This is a genomic window from Vibrio sp. 10N.261.46.E11, from assembly GCF_041472735.1.
Lineage (GTDB): Bacteria > Pseudomonadota > Gammaproteobacteria > Enterobacterales > Vibrionaceae > Vibrio.
The window spans coordinates 1-17,023 of sequence record NZ_JBFRQW010000009.1 but is presented as its reverse complement, the minus strand read 5'-3'; the positions used below and the strand labels follow the sequence as shown (position 1 = coordinate 17,023).

The 17,023-nt window shown below is 44.3% G+C and carries 20 protein-coding genes; 6 read left to right on the top strand and 14 right to left on the bottom strand.

Features of this window, described 5'->3' with window-relative positions; genetic code table 11:
• Window positions 1–54: 54 nt before the first annotated feature.
• The 3 genes from AB4407_RS03445 to AB4407_RS03435 all read right to left on the bottom strand — a co-directional run bounded on the left by AB4407_RS03445 (window position 55) and on the right by AB4407_RS03435 (window position 2,981).
• Window positions 55–1,287 (bottom strand): glycosyltransferase, encoded by a 1,233-nt coding sequence (locus AB4407_RS03445; RefSeq protein ID WP_372118643.1) that lies wholly within the window; start codon window positions 1,285–1,287, stop codon window positions 55–57.
• A gap of 109 nt (window positions 1,288–1,396) precedes the next feature.
• Window positions 1,397–1,861 (bottom strand): GNAT family N-acetyltransferase, encoded by a 465-nt coding sequence (locus AB4407_RS03440; protein WP_372118849.1) that lies wholly within the window; start codon window positions 1,859–1,861, stop codon window positions 1,397–1,399.
• Window positions 1,862–1,883: 22 nt separating this feature from the next.
• Window positions 1,884–2,981, bottom strand: coding sequence for a ketoacyl-ACP synthase III (locus AB4407_RS03435; RefSeq protein ID WP_372118846.1), 1,098 nt, complete (start codon window positions 2,979–2,981; stop codon window positions 1,884–1,886).
• Window positions 2,982–3,103: 122 nt separating this feature from the next.
• Here AB4407_RS03435 and trxC point away from each other — a divergent pair, with 122 nt between their 5' ends.
• Both trxC and AB4407_RS03425 read left to right on the top strand, forming a co-directional pair.
• On the top strand, window positions 3,104–3,538 hold the full coding sequence (gene trxC / locus AB4407_RS03430) for a thioredoxin TrxC (RefSeq protein WP_017097619.1): 435 nt from the start codon (window positions 3,104–3,106) through the stop codon (window positions 3,536–3,538).
• Window positions 3,539–3,868: 330 nt separating this feature from the next.
• On the top strand, window positions 3,869–5,020 hold the full coding sequence (locus tag AB4407_RS03425) for an MFS transporter (RefSeq protein ID WP_372118640.1): 1,152 nt from the start codon (window positions 3,869–3,871) through the stop codon (window positions 5,018–5,020).
• A gap of 103 nt (window positions 5,021–5,123) precedes the next feature.
• On the opposite strand, the gene AB4407_RS03420 is transcribed toward AB4407_RS03425, so the two are convergent.
• Window positions 5,124–6,017 (bottom strand): helix-turn-helix domain-containing protein, encoded by an 894-nt coding sequence (locus AB4407_RS03420; protein WP_372118638.1) that lies wholly within the window; start codon window positions 6,015–6,017, stop codon window positions 5,124–5,126.
• Between the two features lie 50 nt (window positions 6,018–6,067).
• Between AB4407_RS03420 and AB4407_RS03415 the strand changes: the two genes are divergently transcribed.
• Window positions 6,068–7,465: an MATE family efflux transporter gene (locus AB4407_RS03415; protein WP_372118635.1), complete on the top strand. Its 1,398-nt coding sequence runs from the start codon at window positions 6,068–6,070 to the stop codon at window positions 7,463–7,465.
• A 104-nt stretch (window positions 7,466–7,569) separates the two neighbouring features.
• Here AB4407_RS03415 and AB4407_RS03410 read toward each other — a convergent pair whose 3' ends face one another.
• On the bottom strand, window positions 7,570–7,965 hold the full coding sequence (locus AB4407_RS03410; protein WP_372118633.1) for a nitrous oxide-stimulated promoter family protein: 396 nt from the start codon (window positions 7,963–7,965) through the stop codon (window positions 7,570–7,572).
• Between the two features lie 93 nt (window positions 7,966–8,058).
• Here AB4407_RS03410 and AB4407_RS03405 point away from each other — a divergent pair, with 93 nt between their 5' ends.
• Entirely contained in the window at window positions 8,059–8,289 is a 231-nt protein-coding gene (locus AB4407_RS03405; protein ID WP_372118630.1) for a DUF2986 domain-containing protein, read from the top strand.
• 139 nt (window positions 8,290–8,428) lie between these two features.
• Here the strand turns inward: AB4407_RS03405 and AB4407_RS03400 are convergent, their stop codons facing one another.
• The 9 genes from AB4407_RS03400 to AB4407_RS03360 form a co-directional block, all read right to left on the bottom strand.
• Complete coding sequence (locus tag AB4407_RS03400; RefSeq protein WP_372118627.1) at window positions 8,429–9,352, bottom strand: ABC transporter substrate-binding protein; 924 nt, start codon at window positions 9,350–9,352, stop codon at window positions 8,429–8,431.
• A gap of 2 nt (window positions 9,353–9,354) precedes the next feature.
• Window positions 9,355–10,230, bottom strand: a complete 876-nt coding sequence (locus AB4407_RS03395; RefSeq protein ID WP_108202490.1) for a metal ABC transporter permease — start codon at window positions 10,228–10,230, stop codon at window positions 9,355–9,357.
• Entirely contained in the window at window positions 10,230–10,964 is a 735-nt protein-coding gene (locus AB4407_RS03390; RefSeq protein ID WP_372118843.1) for a metal ABC transporter ATP-binding protein, read from the bottom strand. Before AB4407_RS03390 ends, AB4407_RS03395 begins: the two co-directional genes overlap by 1 nt.
• Complete coding sequence (locus AB4407_RS03385) at window positions 10,964–11,899, bottom strand: metal ABC transporter solute-binding protein, Zn/Mn family (protein WP_372118624.1); 936 nt, start codon at window positions 11,897–11,899, stop codon at window positions 10,964–10,966. The genes AB4407_RS03390 and AB4407_RS03385 overlap by 1 nt, the downstream gene beginning before the upstream one ends.
• Window positions 11,900–11,948: 49 nt before the next feature.
• Entirely contained in the window at window positions 11,949–12,545 is a 597-nt protein-coding gene (locus AB4407_RS03380) for a DUF6162 family protein (RefSeq protein WP_372118621.1), read from the bottom strand.
• Entirely contained in the window at window positions 12,542–12,877 is a 336-nt protein-coding gene (locus tag AB4407_RS03375; protein WP_372118619.1) for a hypothetical protein, read from the bottom strand. Before AB4407_RS03375 ends, AB4407_RS03380 begins: the two co-directional genes overlap by 4 nt.
• A gap of 115 nt (window positions 12,878–12,992) precedes the next feature.
• A complete protein-coding gene (locus tag AB4407_RS03370) occupies window positions 12,993–13,829 on the bottom strand; it encodes a DUF4198 domain-containing protein (RefSeq protein ID WP_372118616.1) in 837 nt (278 codons plus the stop codon).
• Window positions 13,830–13,942: 113 nt separating this feature from the next.
• Entirely contained in the window at window positions 13,943–14,461 is a 519-nt protein-coding gene (locus AB4407_RS03365; RefSeq protein ID WP_372118614.1) for a DUF2271 domain-containing protein, read from the bottom strand.
• Window positions 14,462–14,533: 72 nt separating this feature from the next.
• A complete protein-coding gene (locus AB4407_RS03360) occupies window positions 14,534–15,163 on the bottom strand; it encodes a PepSY-associated TM helix domain-containing protein (protein ID WP_372118611.1) in 630 nt (209 codons plus the stop codon).
• A 178-nt stretch (window positions 15,164–15,341) separates the two neighbouring features.
• On the opposite strand from AB4407_RS03360, the gene AB4407_RS03355 reads away from it, so the two are divergent.
• Both AB4407_RS03355 and AB4407_RS03350 read left to right on the top strand, forming a co-directional pair.
• Window positions 15,342–16,436, top strand: coding sequence for a hypothetical protein (locus AB4407_RS03355; protein WP_372118609.1), 1,095 nt, complete (start codon window positions 15,342–15,344; stop codon window positions 16,434–16,436).
• 166 nt (window positions 16,437–16,602) lie between these two features.
• A complete protein-coding gene (locus tag AB4407_RS03350) occupies window positions 16,603–16,923 on the top strand; it encodes a hypothetical protein (protein WP_372118608.1) in 321 nt (106 codons plus the stop codon).
• Window positions 16,924–17,023: the final 100 nt, after the last annotated feature.

The window sequence follows — 17,023 nt, the reverse complement described above, 5'->3', positions numbered from 1 at the left end:
CCCTAGGCGTTAACCTAAGGGCTTAAGATTTATTCTGTCTTTGGTAAAGAACTGCTATTTGATCTTGTTCTTCTCAGCAATCCACTGTGACATGTACTTAGTACTTGCCATGCTATGGTGTTTAAGCATCGAACCAAAGAAGTTATCCAGTCGATGAGACTCAAGAGCCGACTCTAACGCAATCAATCGCTCAATCAATGTATCGCCCAGTTTATTCTGCTCGTAGTGCGCTTCAAGGATTGAATGACATTGGCTTTGTGCCTTAAGCCACTTCTCTTCATCTTTATAGAGCGCGACAGCTTGTTCAACAAACTCATCGATATCATCAGCAACCGCGCCCGGCCATTGCAGTTCCCCTCGCGGTAACATGCCTTCGCTGCCGATTTCACTGGTCACGTTCGGAGTTTGTAACTTCATCGCATCAAACAACTTGCCTTTAATGCCCGCGCCAAATCGTAGTGGTGCAACACACACACGAGCTTGCTCCATCACTTCTTGAGCGTCTTTCGCCCAACCTTTGATATGGAAACCGGTTTTAGGGTTATGCAAAGCCGTTGCTTTCGGTGGCGGATATGATCCATAAATATGAAGCTCAGATTCAGGTAACTGCTTGCGGATCTTCGGCCAAATCTTTTGCAACTGAAGTACAGCATCCCAGTTCGGTGCGTGTCTAAAGTTGCCTATCGTCATGAAATGCTTACGTTCTTCATAGCTTTTCGTGCTTTCAGGTAGAGTGTTGAGATCAACCATGAATGGCAAGTGATGAAGCAATTTGGGGTCGATATTGAACTCAGATTGAAGCAGATCCATCTCATAGCTAGAAATGATCAACGAAAGATCACAGCGTAGAATCGCGGCAATCTCGCGTTTAGCCAAGTCACTGTATAAATGCGCTTTAGTCAGTTCTGTCTCTTTCTTAACAGCCTCGTGTCGAGCATTACGTAAGAACTGTAAATCTTCAGTGTCCAACAGCTTAAACGCGTTCGGGCATACCTTCTCAACGCGCCAACCGAATTGCTCTTCCATCATAAAACGGTCAAACATCACGACATCAGGTTTCAGATCTTCGATGTACTGGTCAAAGCTATCGCAATTTAGCTGAATGGATTGGCTGGTAATGCCCTCTTCAGAGAGAGCAATCATGTGCTCGGTTTCTTGAGCTGGCGTTGCGAACTCAACAGACCAACCTTGTCTCTTAAATAGACGTAATAGAGACATCATATGGCTGCCAGCCGCCGATGAATTCGGTTCTGGCCAAACGTAGCCAATTGCTAAAACTTTCTTCAAAACACTTCCTAAGAAATAACAAAAGGGACTAGATTAGTCCCTAATTAAACGTTTATCGATGATGATTGGTTTGTACCGCTAATTATAATTGGTTCTAAGAACTCAGCGATCAGATTCGTTCACCCACATTGCGAGCTATCATAAGCACTTCATCCGCAGAGTACAGGTTTGAAATCGTGGTTTCGACCTCTGCACCCAACGTCGACTGATACAGCTTCTGTGCAAGGTTATCCGCTCTGGTGGTCACTAAAACATGTTTTAGTGTCGAGCCTTGCTGCGCCAAATGCTGTTTTACCTGAGGCAGGGAATCTAGAATCAGCTTTTTACCCAATCCTTTGCCCTGTGCGCTTGGTAATACCGCAAGTTGTTCTAACTCTAATACAGCTTCAGGTCTAAAGCCGCTTTTCTGAACCCAGATGATGTAACCCACGATCTCACCTTCACTCTCTACAACAAAGTTAAGAAAGCGCGGTGCGGCATTTAAGTTACATTGCAACCAAACTCTAGAGTTCTGTTGTCGAACAAAAGTAGTTTGGTGAACTAAAGCCGCCCCATCGAGGTGGGCTTCTGTCATTAAACGAACTTTTGCCATGCTGCTACTCGTTTTCAGAATTAGGACGCGTTTTACAGTGTAAAATGGCTCTTTCTAAAAGCTCTAAAGCAGACTTATCCGCTTCTGGAAGTTTAGCATCTGATTGACCTAGCGGTTCAACACGGCCACCCCATTTAATATGACCAGCCCCCCAAGTTAAACCGGCACCAAATGCCGCAAGCAAGATGTTAGAGTTAGGTTTAACGAAGCCTTGCTCTAATGATTCACACAGTGCAATTGGCACAGTAGCTGCCGATGTATTGCCGTAATTTTGGATATTAACAAACGCTTTCTCGCGATCGATACCCGCCATATCACACAAAGTTTGGATGATTCGAATGTTAGCTTGGTGCGGAATCACAACATCGATATTGTCGGTTGAGATGCCAGTACGGCTTAATACTGTGTGTGCCGCAGCGCCCATGCCTTTCACAGCACGCTTGAAGATCTCTTTACCAACGAAATCAAAGTCCCAGTAACCGTTATCAGCCGCAAAGCGATCCATAGAAGTACCGAATTTTGGTACCGCTAGAATATCACGGCCTTCGGCATCACAACCGATCTGAGCTTCTTGTAAACCAACTTGCTCTTCAGTGCGAGATAAAACCACAGCGCCAGCGCCATCACCGAAAAGAACCGCAGTATCACGCTTGGTCCAGTCGATGAAGAATGAAAGACGTTCAGCACCCACAACGATAGCATTGCGGTAGTTACCCGCTTGAATCAGTCGAGTCGCGGTTTCAACGCCATAGATGAAGCCAGTACACGCTGCGTTAAGGTCGAAAGCCGCTGCACTTTTAATGCCTAGGTTCTGTTGAACCTTAGACGCAGTATTTGGAATAAGAGAATCTGGGCTGCACGTCGCGATGATCACGAGGTCGATATCTTCGGCAGTAAGACCAGCACACGCCATTGCGTGTTGAGCAGCAACAGTCGCTAACTCAGAGGTATTTACATGACTGATACGACGGTTTTCGATACCAGTTCGAGTTCTAATCCACTCGTCAGACGTATCAATGAAAGTGCTTAGATCATCATTGGACAACACGGCTGGTGGCAGACACTTTCCCCAGCCAGTAATCTCGGCGTAAAATTTTGTCATCATTTACCTGTTTATTGTTTGTTTTTATTTAAGTATCGTATTCTAGTTTTAAACAGTATAAGCGCTCCGTGCGTGATTCGTAAATCGCGTTAGACACGGGGTTACAATAAAAAGAGAAAGTTATGTCTACATTCAACACACGTTGCCCTTCTTGTAATGGCGTAAACCGAGTTCCTTCAGAAAGAATTTCAGAAAGCCCAACCTGCGGTAAATGCAAAACAGCATTGCTCGATGGCGCGCCAATCGAAGGCACGTCATTGAATTTCCAATCTATTTTGAATAGTTCACAGCCAGTGGTTGTCGATTTCTGGGCAACATGGTGCAACCCATGTGTTGGCTTTGCGCCAGTGTTCAGTGACGTTGCTAAAGAGCGTTCAGGAGATATTCGATTCGTTAAGATTGATACTGAAGCTCAGCAACAGCTTGCCGCGATGTACCAAATTAGAAGCATTCCGACCGTGATGGTGTTTAAAGATGGTAAACGTGTCGATACGATTAACGGTGCATTACCAAAAGGTCAATTTGATCAGTGGCTTAATCAAGCTCTGACCAAATAGCAACATTGATTAGACCTTTGATTTCGCTTTGCTTTGTTCTAAGTAAGCACACTATTATAGGTTAGAGATTCTTACCAACATAAGAATCCCTAATCTACTGTATTTATGATGGTTACTACTCAATACAGTCGATCAAATCACAACCTCGCCTTTCGCTTGACTACTAGATTTAAACCTCATCAAATCATAAGTTTCAACATAACTTTTGCCGTAGAATCTCGATAAATTTCTTTTATCTTAACGACCATTTTTATTCGTTTTACCCAATTCAGTTTCTCCCCCATAGTCGCGGAAAATTCATCGTTTCTTTCACTATCAGAGGCTCCTGCATTGGACAACATCCAACCAACAACTCGCATAACTGTTCCTGTTATTGCATTGTCTTTTTACGCGATCGCTTCAGGCTACTTAATGAGTTCATTACCATTAATGCTGTCTGAGTATGGCTTAGACAGTAATCTATCGAGTTGGTTGGCGAGTGCATTCTATGCGGGACTTTTGGCAGGTACGTTATTGATTGAACGTGCGATTGCACGTGTTGGTCACAGAGATGCGTTTGTTATCGCTCTGGCTATTTTTATCGCAACGATCCTTGTGTTACCACTCATCCCACATCAAGCGGTATGGCTATTGGCTCGTTTTGTTGCTGGTGTAGCGGTTGCAGGTATCTTCGTGATTGTAGAGTCTTGGTTAATGAGCGGTGATGAATCTCAGCGTGCGAAACGTTTAGGGGTTTACATGTGTTCGCTATACGGCGGATCTGCCGTTGGTCAACTTGGCATTGGATACCTTGGTATTACAGGCGGCGTGCCTTTCATTGCAATGTTCACCTTGTTGTTTGGTGCAATCATTGTGTTGATGTACGGACAAGCGACAGCACCACAAATTCACGATGCTAAGTCTTTATCACTGAAGCAAATCAGCAAACTGAGCCACAGCGCACTAATTGGTTGTATTGTATCGGGGCTAACACTTGGTTCTATTTATGGCTTGATGCCTGTAGAACTGGCTCAGCGCAACATCGCACACCAAGATATTGGTGGTTTGATGGCGTTAGTAATTATGGGTGGTATGGCTGTTCAGCCGATGGTGACATGGTTATCTCACCACATAGGACAAGTGTTATTAATGGCTCTGTTCAGCTTACTAGGGGTTGCAAGCATTGGTGTACTAACGATAAACCATGATTTCTACGTACTAGGCATGAGCCTATTCGTACTGGGCATGGCAACATTCGCACTTTACCCAATTGCGATTAACTTAGGTTGTCGTAACTTAGACCCAAGCTATCTAGTGTCAGTGACTCAAGTTATGTTGTTGTGTTACAGCATAGGTTCAGTCGCTGGACCATTGGTCGCGGATAGCTTTATGGATTCACAAGCAGGATTATTCACTTACCTGTTCGCGTCTCTGCTAGCGACAACGATCTACATGCTGATCGCAAGTCTAAAACGCTCTCCACTACAGATTGCAGGCGAGTAATAATCGGTTCTATTTACTTAAGATTGAACCGATACATTGAGGGCTCTTCACCAAAGACGATAAGTCAGAAGGAAGCGCCCTTTTTTATTCACGAGTTTTAAAGTTAGCCTGTCAGGCGGTGACTTTTACGATATTGACTTGGAGATAAACCAAAATGCTTTTTAAAGCGATGTGAGAAGTTATAAGGATCTTTGTAACCCAAACGGTTGGCAATCATCGATACCGACCAATCTTGGTATTTTAACAAGCTGGTCGCTTTATCCATTCTTAGTTGAATCAACTTGCTACGTGGTGATAAGTCGAAGAGCGTTTTGGTAACTCGATTAAGCTGCTCTTCGCTGATAAACACCCTTTGAGCCATACCAGATACTGTCCATGGTTGATGCAGACTACTTTCAATCTCATTATAGAGCGCTTGAACACGAGCAGTGGTGCTTGTTGATTTGGGTTCAAACCCCGTCAACGTTCGGACTATTTCACTCAAGAGTAACTTACGGTAACTGGCTCGGCCCCCTATCTCAAAGTAAACCAAGTTCATTAGTGACCAAACCTGCTCACACTCTCCAAAAGGCACAATCCCCTGACCTAAACTTGCTATGTGCTGCCACTGCTTAGTATCGGGGGTCAACATCCACGCCATTTTCCAATAGTTATATTGAGGATCAAGTTCAAAACGAAATGGGGTTTCAGCAGGAAGAACCACCAGCGTATAAGGTGTAATCGCTTGTACGAATGTTGCGGTTGTTAGAATACCGCCACCTTCCATAGTGAAAATCAACGTATGAACATTAACGGATTCTCGCTCAACCCAATAACCATCGTATAGTTTTGCCATACCGCCCATGTAGACACCAAAGCTTTTCATCTCTGGGATATCTTCAACGGTCAAAAAACGTTCTTTGCATTGTTCCGCGAGAAAAACATCATCTTGCCACGTTGATTTAGGCTCCATGGTATCAATGACGGATTTGCACAGGTTTTGTTGTTTTTTAAACATGTTGTTACTTCGCTCAAATCACTATAGTTCTGCCATAAATCGGAGAGCTTATGACAACTAACATCAACCCTAACTCATCTATGAATAACAAGCCAGAGAGCATATTACCTCGTATCGTTAAACTTGGTTTGCCTGTTGCTTTGCAAAGTGCGCTGGTTGCTATTCTTGCCCTTGCTGACGTCTTGATGGTCAGTGATTTTGGTATGGAAGCAGCAGCCGCTGTGGGAATTGCATCAAAATGGCACTTCGTTGCTATTATGATTATGGCAGGGTTGGCCTCAGCAAACGGTACATTAGTCGCTCAATACTGGGGAAAGAATGACCGAAAAAGCGCACGAACAGTATCATCCATCGCGATGGTGTTTGGTTTAAAAGTTCTGCTGCCTGTTACAGCAATCATCACTCTTGGTTCTCAGTTTTTAATGATGTTGCAAACTAGCGATCAAACCGTGATTGAGCTTGGAGCGACTTACCTATGGTATGGGTTCCCTGTTCTACTTCTAACTCACATTGTTGTCGTGGTGGAAGCAAGCATGCGCTCATCAGGTGACACCGTAACCCCACTATTGCTAGGTGGTGTTACCATTGCACTCAACATTGCACTTAACTTCATTCTAATTAAAGGGGCTTTCGGCATTCCAGCAATGGGCGTTGCGGGTGCGGCATTGGCGACAACCTTAGCGCGATTGATTCAAGTGGGTTTGATGTATAGCTACATGCGTGTGCGTAAACACTGGCTGCTAACCACCCCAAGCTCACCACACCGTCCATCACTGTGGCTTTCTTACCGTCGTATTGCGTTGCCGCTAACGATGAATGCCGTGTTGTGGGCAATGGGCACAATGGCATATCAAATGATCTTTGGTCACATGGGCACGACAGAGCTTGCGGTGTTCTCGATGCTCGCGCCGTTCGAATCGCTGTGTTACTCGATCTTCTTTGGTATCTCCGTAGCGTGTTCAGTATTACTTGGCCATTCGCTGGGGCGTGATGAATTTGATGATGCTATGAGCATGGGTCTGACATTCATTAAAGCCGTCGTTGGCTTTGGCGCTGTCGTTGGCATGCTACTGTTTATGGGCAAAGAGCATGTTCTATCATGGTTAAACCTTTCTACAGATGCATTGTACCCGCTTGCTTCGCCAGCAATGATGATCATGTGTTTTGCAGTGGTGATTCGTATGCTCAACATGGTGATCATTAACGGTATTATTCGTGCTGGTGGTGATAACGCTTTTTGCTTGCGAATGGATTTCATCGCGATGTGGATGGTGGGTATTCCTGTGTGTGTTTACGGCGCGTTTGTCGCTGGATGGGATTTCAAATACATCTATGGTCTGATGTTGGTAGAAGAAGTGGTGAAACTGGCAATTTGTTCACACCGATACTTGAGTCGACGCTGGATCAATAACCTAACGGTGACCTACGAAGAACCACAAGCGGCTTAACCTCATCAAGCTAGCTGCCTTCTGAACAAGAAGATTAGAAACACAAAAAGGTCTGAGAAATCAGACCTTTTTTCGTTTCGTCAGTAATTGATTTAAAGCGCCAGTTACTTCTTATTCATTCGAATATGGCGATTCGACAAATTCGGCAGTGGCTTCTCTGGCACTCTACGTTTCTCATGAATCAAATGTCGTATTGCTAAAATCGGATGCTTAAGTAGCATTCTTGGTCCTGCATAGCGCATCACTAAACGCATCTGCTCTTTAGGGTCAGGCTTATAACAATGAATCGGACACTTGTTACAGGTCGGCTTTGCTTCGCCATAAGGGCATCTATCAAGTCGTGTCTCTGCATAACGCAACAGTTGCTCACACTCTTCACATAACGCGTTATTCTGACGAACCGCACCGTGGTGATCTTTGCAGTAGATGTGTACCATCGCAATAACGGTTTTGTACTCGGTTGCGAGTTCGCCTTGTAGAATGTTGTTATGTTGGAACATGATTAATTACCTCATGAGAGACCGTACAGGTTGAGTTCTAGATCTAAAATGATTATCCTCCACCGCATAAACTAAATACAAGGCTATGCAGCAATGAACCGTAAGAAAAAAATCAATCAAATTCTAAAGAAAAGACAGAAACAGGCGAATTCTAAACTGCATGGTAGCAACAAGCCTCGCTATATTTCTAAAGCTGATCGCGCAAAAATGGAAGCTGAAGAACAAGCGAAAGCCGCTCTAGAGCAAGCTGAGGGTTCAGTAGAGACAACGCTTGAAGCCGAAGAAGCTGGTATCCAAACTGAAGAGACAAAAGCTGCAGAATAAGTTTTCACTCACGATACTCTTGCTCAGCACTCTTGGCCAAAACTCTAACCAGAGCCAATGGACAAGAACAAAAAAAGCAGCCTCTATTTGGGCTGCTTTTTTGATCCTACCGTATTAACCTAGCGACTCGGCTATTTAATTAACCTCTAAAAGGTTCAATTTCCCAGCGTGCGAACGGCGCTTTTGCATTAATCCCTGCTCTTCCCCAACGGTCTACCGAATCAACTACAAGAATTCGCTCATTAAGCACCAGCGACTTAATCAAAGTCGTTGGCTTTTTCGATGTGACTAACCATAGCGCGTCGTCTTCTGAAAACATCGCTTTGAGCTTCGCTTTATCTTGCTCTGTCCATTCCAGTTCTGCTTTAAACATACGTTCTTCAACAAACAGCTGACTACCAGAAACAAAATCTTCCAAGCTTTCTGAAAGCAACAATACTGAATCTACGTCGTTATCCAATAATACCGCTTGCTGCTTGTTAATCAGTTCACGCACATCCAACATCACACGCTGCAAATTACGATCAATCGTCTCTGCTTGCGCTGGCCACAACTGCTTAAAGTCGTCAGCCACAATTGCCGCCATGCGCGTTAAATTGGTTGGGTTTAACCACGCGTATTTAGACACATCACCACTCGATAACGTCAGCGCAGCGACACCTTGCGCGCGTGGTGTAATCGCTTGAGCCGCATCCACCTCTACCAAACGGATGTTTCCCTGCCTTGCGTATACAAATGTAGGATCAGCTTGCCAGATGGACGACAGCGTTAATGCAACGGTCGCCTTTTCACCTGACTTAAGCACCTTGCTTTCACCCTTAGTGCCAAACCAGTTAGGTAAGCGATCAATACCGTAACGTTTTGGTGGTAGGTATTCAGTCGTAATGTCAGTGCCTTTGGTTAGCTCTGTTGCCAATGCATAAGTCACAGGTGTGCTCGTTAAGATATCTTCTGCGTTAGCGTTCAGTGACACTACAGATCCAGCCATTAACACACTACCAAGTACACCCACTTGAGCCGCTGTTTTTACTGAGCTTGAAATACGATTCATTAAAGGAGTCATGGTTATGCCTTTCTTATAATTCGGTATAGCGTTGCCGCTAGGAAAAACGTTGCAGAAACGATGATGATTGAAGCGCCTGACGGCACAGGCAGTTTAAGTTCCATCGGTAATACCGTTCCGACTAAACATGCAATGGTTGCCAGCAACGCAGAAAGCAAAACAAAGCTCCCCATGCGTTTAGTCAACAATCGCGCCGTAGCACCCGGAATCAGTAATAACGCGCCAACCAAAACGGCACCCACTATTTTCACGGCTGCAATCGTCACTAGAGTGATCATCATGACAAACAGGTAGTCGTAGAAGCTGGTGTTATAGCCACGAACCTTAGCAATATCCGGGCTAATACAAGTCAAAAGAATGCGGTTGAACGTCGGTATCAAGAGCAAAATGATGATCGCGCAACTGCCTGCGAGAATCGCTAAATCTTGGTCTGTTACCGTCAGAATCGACCCAAACAGTACGTTTTCAAGCATGTGGATGTTGATCTTACGTGCCACGTACATCAGCAATGCCGCGCCGACCGCTAGTGCTAGCGCTAGAAACACACCTACTAAGGTATCGTATGGTACGTTAGTTCTATTTCTTACAAAGTGAAGAAGCAACGCGAAGATCATGCAGAAGCTAAACAGGCCAATGATTGGGTTTTCTGGTGGTTCGCCAAGTAAAACACCAATAGCGATACCGGTTAATGCTGCGTGGCCTACTGCCTCAGAGAAGAAAGCCAGACGCTTGGCAATCACCAAAGTGCCAAGACCACCTAATAGAGGACCAAGTAGTAACGCTGCAACCAAAGCGTTTACCATGAAGGCATACATGAAGCTGTCTGATAACCAGCCCGCTTCAACACCACTAATGGCAAGTTGTCGTAACCAATCCATTACGCAACCTCCTTCGATTTGGTCATGGCAGAACCACTACTGTAATGCTGAAACAAGCTCTCGATTTTGCTTGGGTGTAATACCTCTTCGTGCGGGCCACTATCGACTAAGAATCGATTCACTACATGTACGTTAGCTTCTAGTCTACGCACCGCTGTCACATCGTGATGGACCGCGACAATGGTGCGGCCTTCTGCAACGCACTCACGAACTAATGATTCTAGATAGCGAACGCCTTGTTCATCCATCCCTGTCGTTGGTTCATCCAACACGAGTAAGCTTGGGTCATCCAGCAACGCTTGAGCAAACAACACGCGCTGCTGCTCACCACCCGATAGCTGCCCCATACGGCGGTCGCTACGTGTCGCCATACCAACGCGATCTAATTGTGCGAGTGCAAGATCCAATTGCTTAGATTTACGACGCCAAAACAATGGGATTCGCGTTTGATTAAGAAGTACGAAGTCCATTACCGTCAGAGGTAAACTCGACTCAAAAGTCGCCTTTTGAGGAACATAACCAATACTTGGCTTTTCTGGCCACTGAATATTGATTTGGCCAGAGAAAGGCGTCAAACCAAGAGTTGAACGCAGCAAAGAGGTTTTGCCGCCACCGTTTGGCCCCATGATCACATGGCACTCACCTGCTTTAAGTTCTAATGAGATATCGTCAAGAATGACGTTGTTGTCGTATTGCAGACTGAGTTGGTTGATTGAAATCAATGGACCTTGCATCATGCCTTCTCGCTTTTAGCTTGGTTCGACGCGGCAAATTTCATAGCTTCGATTAACGTTTCTAGGTTCTTCTTCATCTCAACTTCTACTTTATCGTCTTCATATTCACCGTGAGTCATGTGAGAGAAACGGTAAAGCTGAACGCCTGTTTCTGCTTCAATCGTGTCAACAAAGCGGTTTGGCATGTTTAGCTCGTAGAACAGAACATCAATGCCTGATGCGCGGATCTTCTCGATAGTATCTTGCAGTTGGCTCGCACTTGGTTCAACACCGTGTGCCGGCTCAATCACCGCCGCGACATCCACACCAAACTCTTGAAGGATATAACCATACGCATTGTGCGTGGTCGCCACTTTCATACCTGATGTATCGAGTTCACCTAATGACAACATTGCATCACGCTTCATAAAGCGAAATTGCTTGGCGTATTTACGTGCATTCTTGCGATAAAAAGCTGCGTTGTCTGGATCGAGTTTAGACACTTCACTGGCGATGGTGTACACCTTTTGGATTGTTGTAGAAAGTCCAACAAACGTATGTGGGTTCACCGCGCCTTGGCCAACAGACTGACCTAATGCAGGAAGTAGAGGTACTTCTTTGTTCGCCTCAATAACCATTAAATCATCACGTTGCGCAGCTGAAATGACTTTTAATGCGAAGTCATCGTGGCCAATACCGTTTACGACGATTGCATCCATCTGGCTCAATCGCTTCAAGTCATTCGGTTGCGGCAAGTAGTTATGCGGGTTAAAGCCAGCATCAACCAAAGGAAGGATGTTCACTTTGTTACCTACCACTGCTTTTACGTAGCTATAGTAAGGCTGTAGGGTAATACCTATCGTCAACTTATCGCTGTCGACTGTGTATTCTTTTGCCAATGCATTGGGTGTCGATAGCACCGCCATTAACGACATCAATAGAGTCATGAATCGCATAGTAAATCTCTTATTATTAGTGAGCATTTTGTTTTTCGAGAGTCCGGGGTTAATGTGAAGAAGCTTCATGCTGATCAGCAACTTCTGACTCATTCACCACCAATTTCCAGCCTGCAGATTCCAGTGTCTTTTCATCGAAAGTAGTCGGTTGGCTTGCAACGCCACCAAAGAAAATCCAGATTTCCGGAGAGACACTATTCGCATTCAAAATAAAGGAATCCGCGAAGCCATGATCGGTTGGCGTAGCTTGTTCGCTTGGTGTCGCATATTCACTCGGAGTCGAAAAGTAGTAACCACGCTCGTCTAATAACCAAGCATGATAACCTTTGCGCTTCCAACTTTGGTCTTCAACAAATGGTGCGACCCATTCCTCTTTCAACGACACAACACTTGGCCATTCGCCATCTAAGTCCATACGCAGGTCGCGAATCTCTTCATGGGCTAAACGAAGCTCTGACAACATCGCCAAGTTTTCTTGCTCAACATCAGTCACTAAGATTTGGTGCCCTAGCGTCACTTCGATATGTGATTCTGCTTGATTAAATGGGATAGCAACCGTCGCAAAACAAAGGATGAACACAATGATTAGGCCCACCCACTTGCCCTCTCTCCCGCCTGTGTCAGCACGTACACTTTGAATCATCATTTTTCTTTGATCTCTACGACATCGACTTCCACAGGAAACTCGTGACCTGAATCAAACACGAGGTAAAACTCAGAATTGGGGTTTGGAAATTCGACAATAGAGCGTTTATCCGTCATCTCTTTCGCTATCAAGTTATCTTCGTAGTCGTACATCGCGACTGCGTAATCTATCGCTTTACTACCATCAGAGTAACCCGCCTCACAGGCAACCGTTTCGCCCTCAAACCAACAGCTCATCAATGGAAAGTGTGCTTGCGCAGGTAATGCCGCTAAACCAAGCCCCAGAGCCAAGCACGGGGCAATTATGGTGTTTGCTTTTATTGTTATTTTCATCGTTCGTACCCTCGCCACGTTACAAATTTTCAGTGGTATACTGACCGTTAAAGGGCTCTAATGAGCCCTTGTCTTTTTTATCTAATAATCAGGAGCTTTCTCCCGATAAAACCGACTATTGAAGCAATGCTTCGAACGTCAGATGCACATTCGTACTTGCTTTGTCTGCCAGTGGGTTGTCAACCAACTCACCTTTGTAGTTCGCTTTCATTACGTAACGACCCGCTACGTCTGGAGTAAACGTGATTTCACCGTTTTCATCGCTCACTACATCAATCTGCTCTTGGTGATTGCGGTAAAGTGTACCTTCACGAGTGATTTCCGCTTTCACGCCTTTCTGGATTTCACCGTTGTAGAAGAATTGGAATGTCACCGGTTCGCCTTCAACGATGTCTGAAGGGTGTGTAACAGGCTTCATTTCAAGAAGCTTGCCTTCAATTTTGAAAACTGAATCCGTTGGCTTGCCTACTGTGATGTAACTTTCTGCGCGAGTGAAACCAACTTGAGTTACCACGTCACGTGATTTTTCAGGTAGTAATGCATCACGCTCAGCTTTAGTCGCTTTAATCCATTTTACTGTGTCACGACGACCCGCTTTGTACTGTGTCCAGTACGTTGGTTCGTTGTTGATTGCTACTTTGTGTGTACCTTCTTCCTCAAAATAGAAATCAAACATTGAGCGACGCTTGCCTTTTACAACGAAGTTAGGACGTTCGTTACGGCCATCGGGCATGATAACGAATGCTTTATCACTGCCTGCTGGCTTATCAAAAACAAACGTACCGTGAGATGCCGTTACATCAAATGTTAACCAGTCACCACCTTCTTTAGAAACGGTGAAATGAGAAGGCAAAACCCAACGAGGGTGAGCTTGTGCAGTCGTCGTTGCAGCTAGGCCGAATGCCATTACACCAGCAAGAGCAAGAGCCTTTATTTTTGTCTGTTTCATCATGTTCAATTCCATTATTTGTAATCTTTAACCGTGTCACTCGATGGCGCCTACGATTCCAATCTTTGATTATTTTGTCGCTTATACGCCACAGCTTGTGTTGCCTGATGTGCTAACTATTTAGCAATGTAGTTCAAGGTGATTACACCCGTCTCTTCCGTTGCTTTTAATTCATAAGAGGCGTTTGAATCTGTCAGTGATACTTTTTGGCGAAGGTAGTTACGGCCACCATGTTCACGAACGACTTCGACATGCACCGTGTACTCACCTTGTTCAAGGGTTTCACCGCTGTCGCTCTTGCCATCCCAAACGAAACGATATTGACCAGCCGGGCGTGTTGCAGAAGTCACAGCATCAACCAGCTCACGATCGTAACGGCCAACTTTTCTCCACCAACTGCGTAAGTCTTTTAGCCATTCGTCTTTACCGACCCAAAGCTCAATGGTTTTCACTGACTTTCGTTCACTGTTTTCTACCCACACCGCCACGTAAGGACGCGCATACATAGAGGTATCAATCTTGGGCAGCTCTAAATTCACGTCCAATTTCGCCGTATCAGGAATCGCTTGTGCCATTCCGAGGCTAGGCAAAAGAGACAAAGCCAAAAGCGCCTTACTCCAATTCATTTTTTTCATGTTTAACAACCTTTTAAATCCGTTTAACCTTAAGTTCGCTCTTCAATCCGATCCATCAATCGAAATAAGCGTTTAAGGCACGGCGACAAAATAGATAACAAGTGAGATTGCAGACCCAAACACCGTCCATTTGATGGAAGTATTGAGTGTCTTTTTCTTAGGTAGCAGTAAGCACACGCCAGTCAGTACAAAAAAGACCATCAACAGCGCTGTAATATCGATAAACCATTTCCATACTTCACCGCTATTACGCCCTTTATGCAGGTCGTTCAACAATGCAATAACGCCGTAATTAGTGGTTTCGACTTCCACCATTTCAGAAGTCACATCGACAAACACAGAAGCGTTGTAGCCAGGTCCTTTGAAGTCCATAGACACTTCACCGATGAGCAACTCACCGTCTTCAATCTCTGCGTAGATGTCTAATCCCGAAGGAACACCTGATAGGTTCGCTTCTTCAAACAAAAATGTCTCAAAAGCAGACTCGTCGGCTTTCAGTCGACCGTCTTGAATCGTAAACAAACTAGTGGGAAGCGTTAGCGTAGAGTGTTGGATATTGGGTTGGCTTGATTCAAATAGCTCAGGGCGATTAAGGGTAATGCCTGTCACTGAAAAGAAAAGAACAACAAACAGCAGCGCCATAGAAATATAAACATGAAGTCGACGAGCCCATGATTGAACCGCCCTACTTTTTAACGACATACAAACCAGTACCTATAGATTTTATCGCGACAATTTAGTTGATAATCATTCGTATTGGCATTCAATTTACATTATTTACGTTCTCCCAATGTAAGTAACCGAGTTACAAGTTATTACAGAACGAACCTGAGAATAGCGTTAATGTATTAATCAATATCTACTTAGAGAAAGGGTCATCATGAAAAGTTTATTGTTAGTGGTAAGCATTCTTCTACTGTCTGCTTGTAATTCAAGTTCGAGCTCGAGTTCACCTAAAACCACGACATCGACGACCGTTGCTAGCGTTGATAATGTGGCTGACAAAGCGATGGTCAAGCAGGTCGGAGAGTACATGAAATTGGCTTACTGGGATGGATATAATTACGCAAAGAGACCCCACTACCTCATTCGAGTCAATGCTAAGGATGAGCCTATAACTGCATTCATCATTAATCCTCAGTCAATCCTAAAAGGTGCGACCAAGATTAGTTCAGTAGAATCTGGTGGTATGAACATCTATGAGTACAAAAAGGAAATGTATGGTGCCGTAACTAAGATAAACAACGGTTCAAATAACCTATATACCTTCGACTTACTGATTGATGGTCACAAGTACTACGCACAAAAATACACCGATGCAGTTGCTAAGAATCAACACCCATTTACCAATGATCTTTTATTTGCGCCTCATGAAGTGTTTCATATCTACCAAAACTCTTGGGTAAATAAAAGCAACTGGCGACAAGATGTAGACAATTACCCAACCACTAAAAGCATTATTAAAGATGAACTAATTCTCACCGCATTGTTCGATGGACTTCCTAAGAAGTTAACTCAAGTAGAAGCACATGAGCTATTAAAGCAGTATGTCGCCATTCGACATAGACAAATGCTCAATGACAATACTTCGCTGGTTCAGAACATGGCCCTGTTACAAGAGCGTATCGAAGGCTCGGCAGAATACATAACGGTGCTGCGCGCTAGAGAGGTATATAAGAATGATAGCTTGAGCTTTAACAAGGGAAGACAAACCGTCTTGAATCTCAAGAGTCAAAAAGAGGTAAAGTGGCACTTTGGGTTTAACGTCTTTTATAATACCGGCGCATCGGTAATTTATCTATTAGACAAACTTGGTTATAAAATAGAACAATTGGAAAAAGCAATATCTCCTTATGACGCGGCGTTATCTGTTGTCGGGCATGATGTTGATGCATATCAACGAGCACTAAAATCAGTAGGCTCTAAAGTCGCTCAATTTGAAAAGGACGCAATAAAATACTCTTCACTGAGATAACTCAAGTATGTCAACTCCTGTTCGTCGGTAAGTCACGTTTTCAGAAAAAGGTTACCATGAAGCATGGCTAAGATAGAGAAACCACAATGACATATTTACCAATCTAAATAATGCTATTGTATGTTTACATATATGAACAACTCATACTCAGTAAAAAGGATTTTTAATGCGTATTTATATTCCTATTGCTATGATCTTTATCACCGCTTGTACTAGCCAGATTGTTAGTACTGACGAACATATCGAGAGTTACATCGGTTCCAATATTGCCGATGCTCAAACGTTGTATTTAACGCCCCACTCTCACGCCGTCACATTTTGGCAGTCACGCACATTTGCTTGGGTAGAAACTCAAACCTCACTCGAGAATGGTGAAATACAATATTCTTTCAAAAATCCCTATCGTGACTGCACCATTAACTGGATTGTAGACCAAAGCGGAGTGATCATTGCGGGATCACACAGTGGCGAGATGTGCAGCCTTTAACTTGAATTCTCTTTATCTTTATTCTTACCTCTGTCAAAAACAGCAACGATCAGGCAGCAAGGTTTAAGTCTATTGAATACAAAAAAAAGGTTCATCGCGG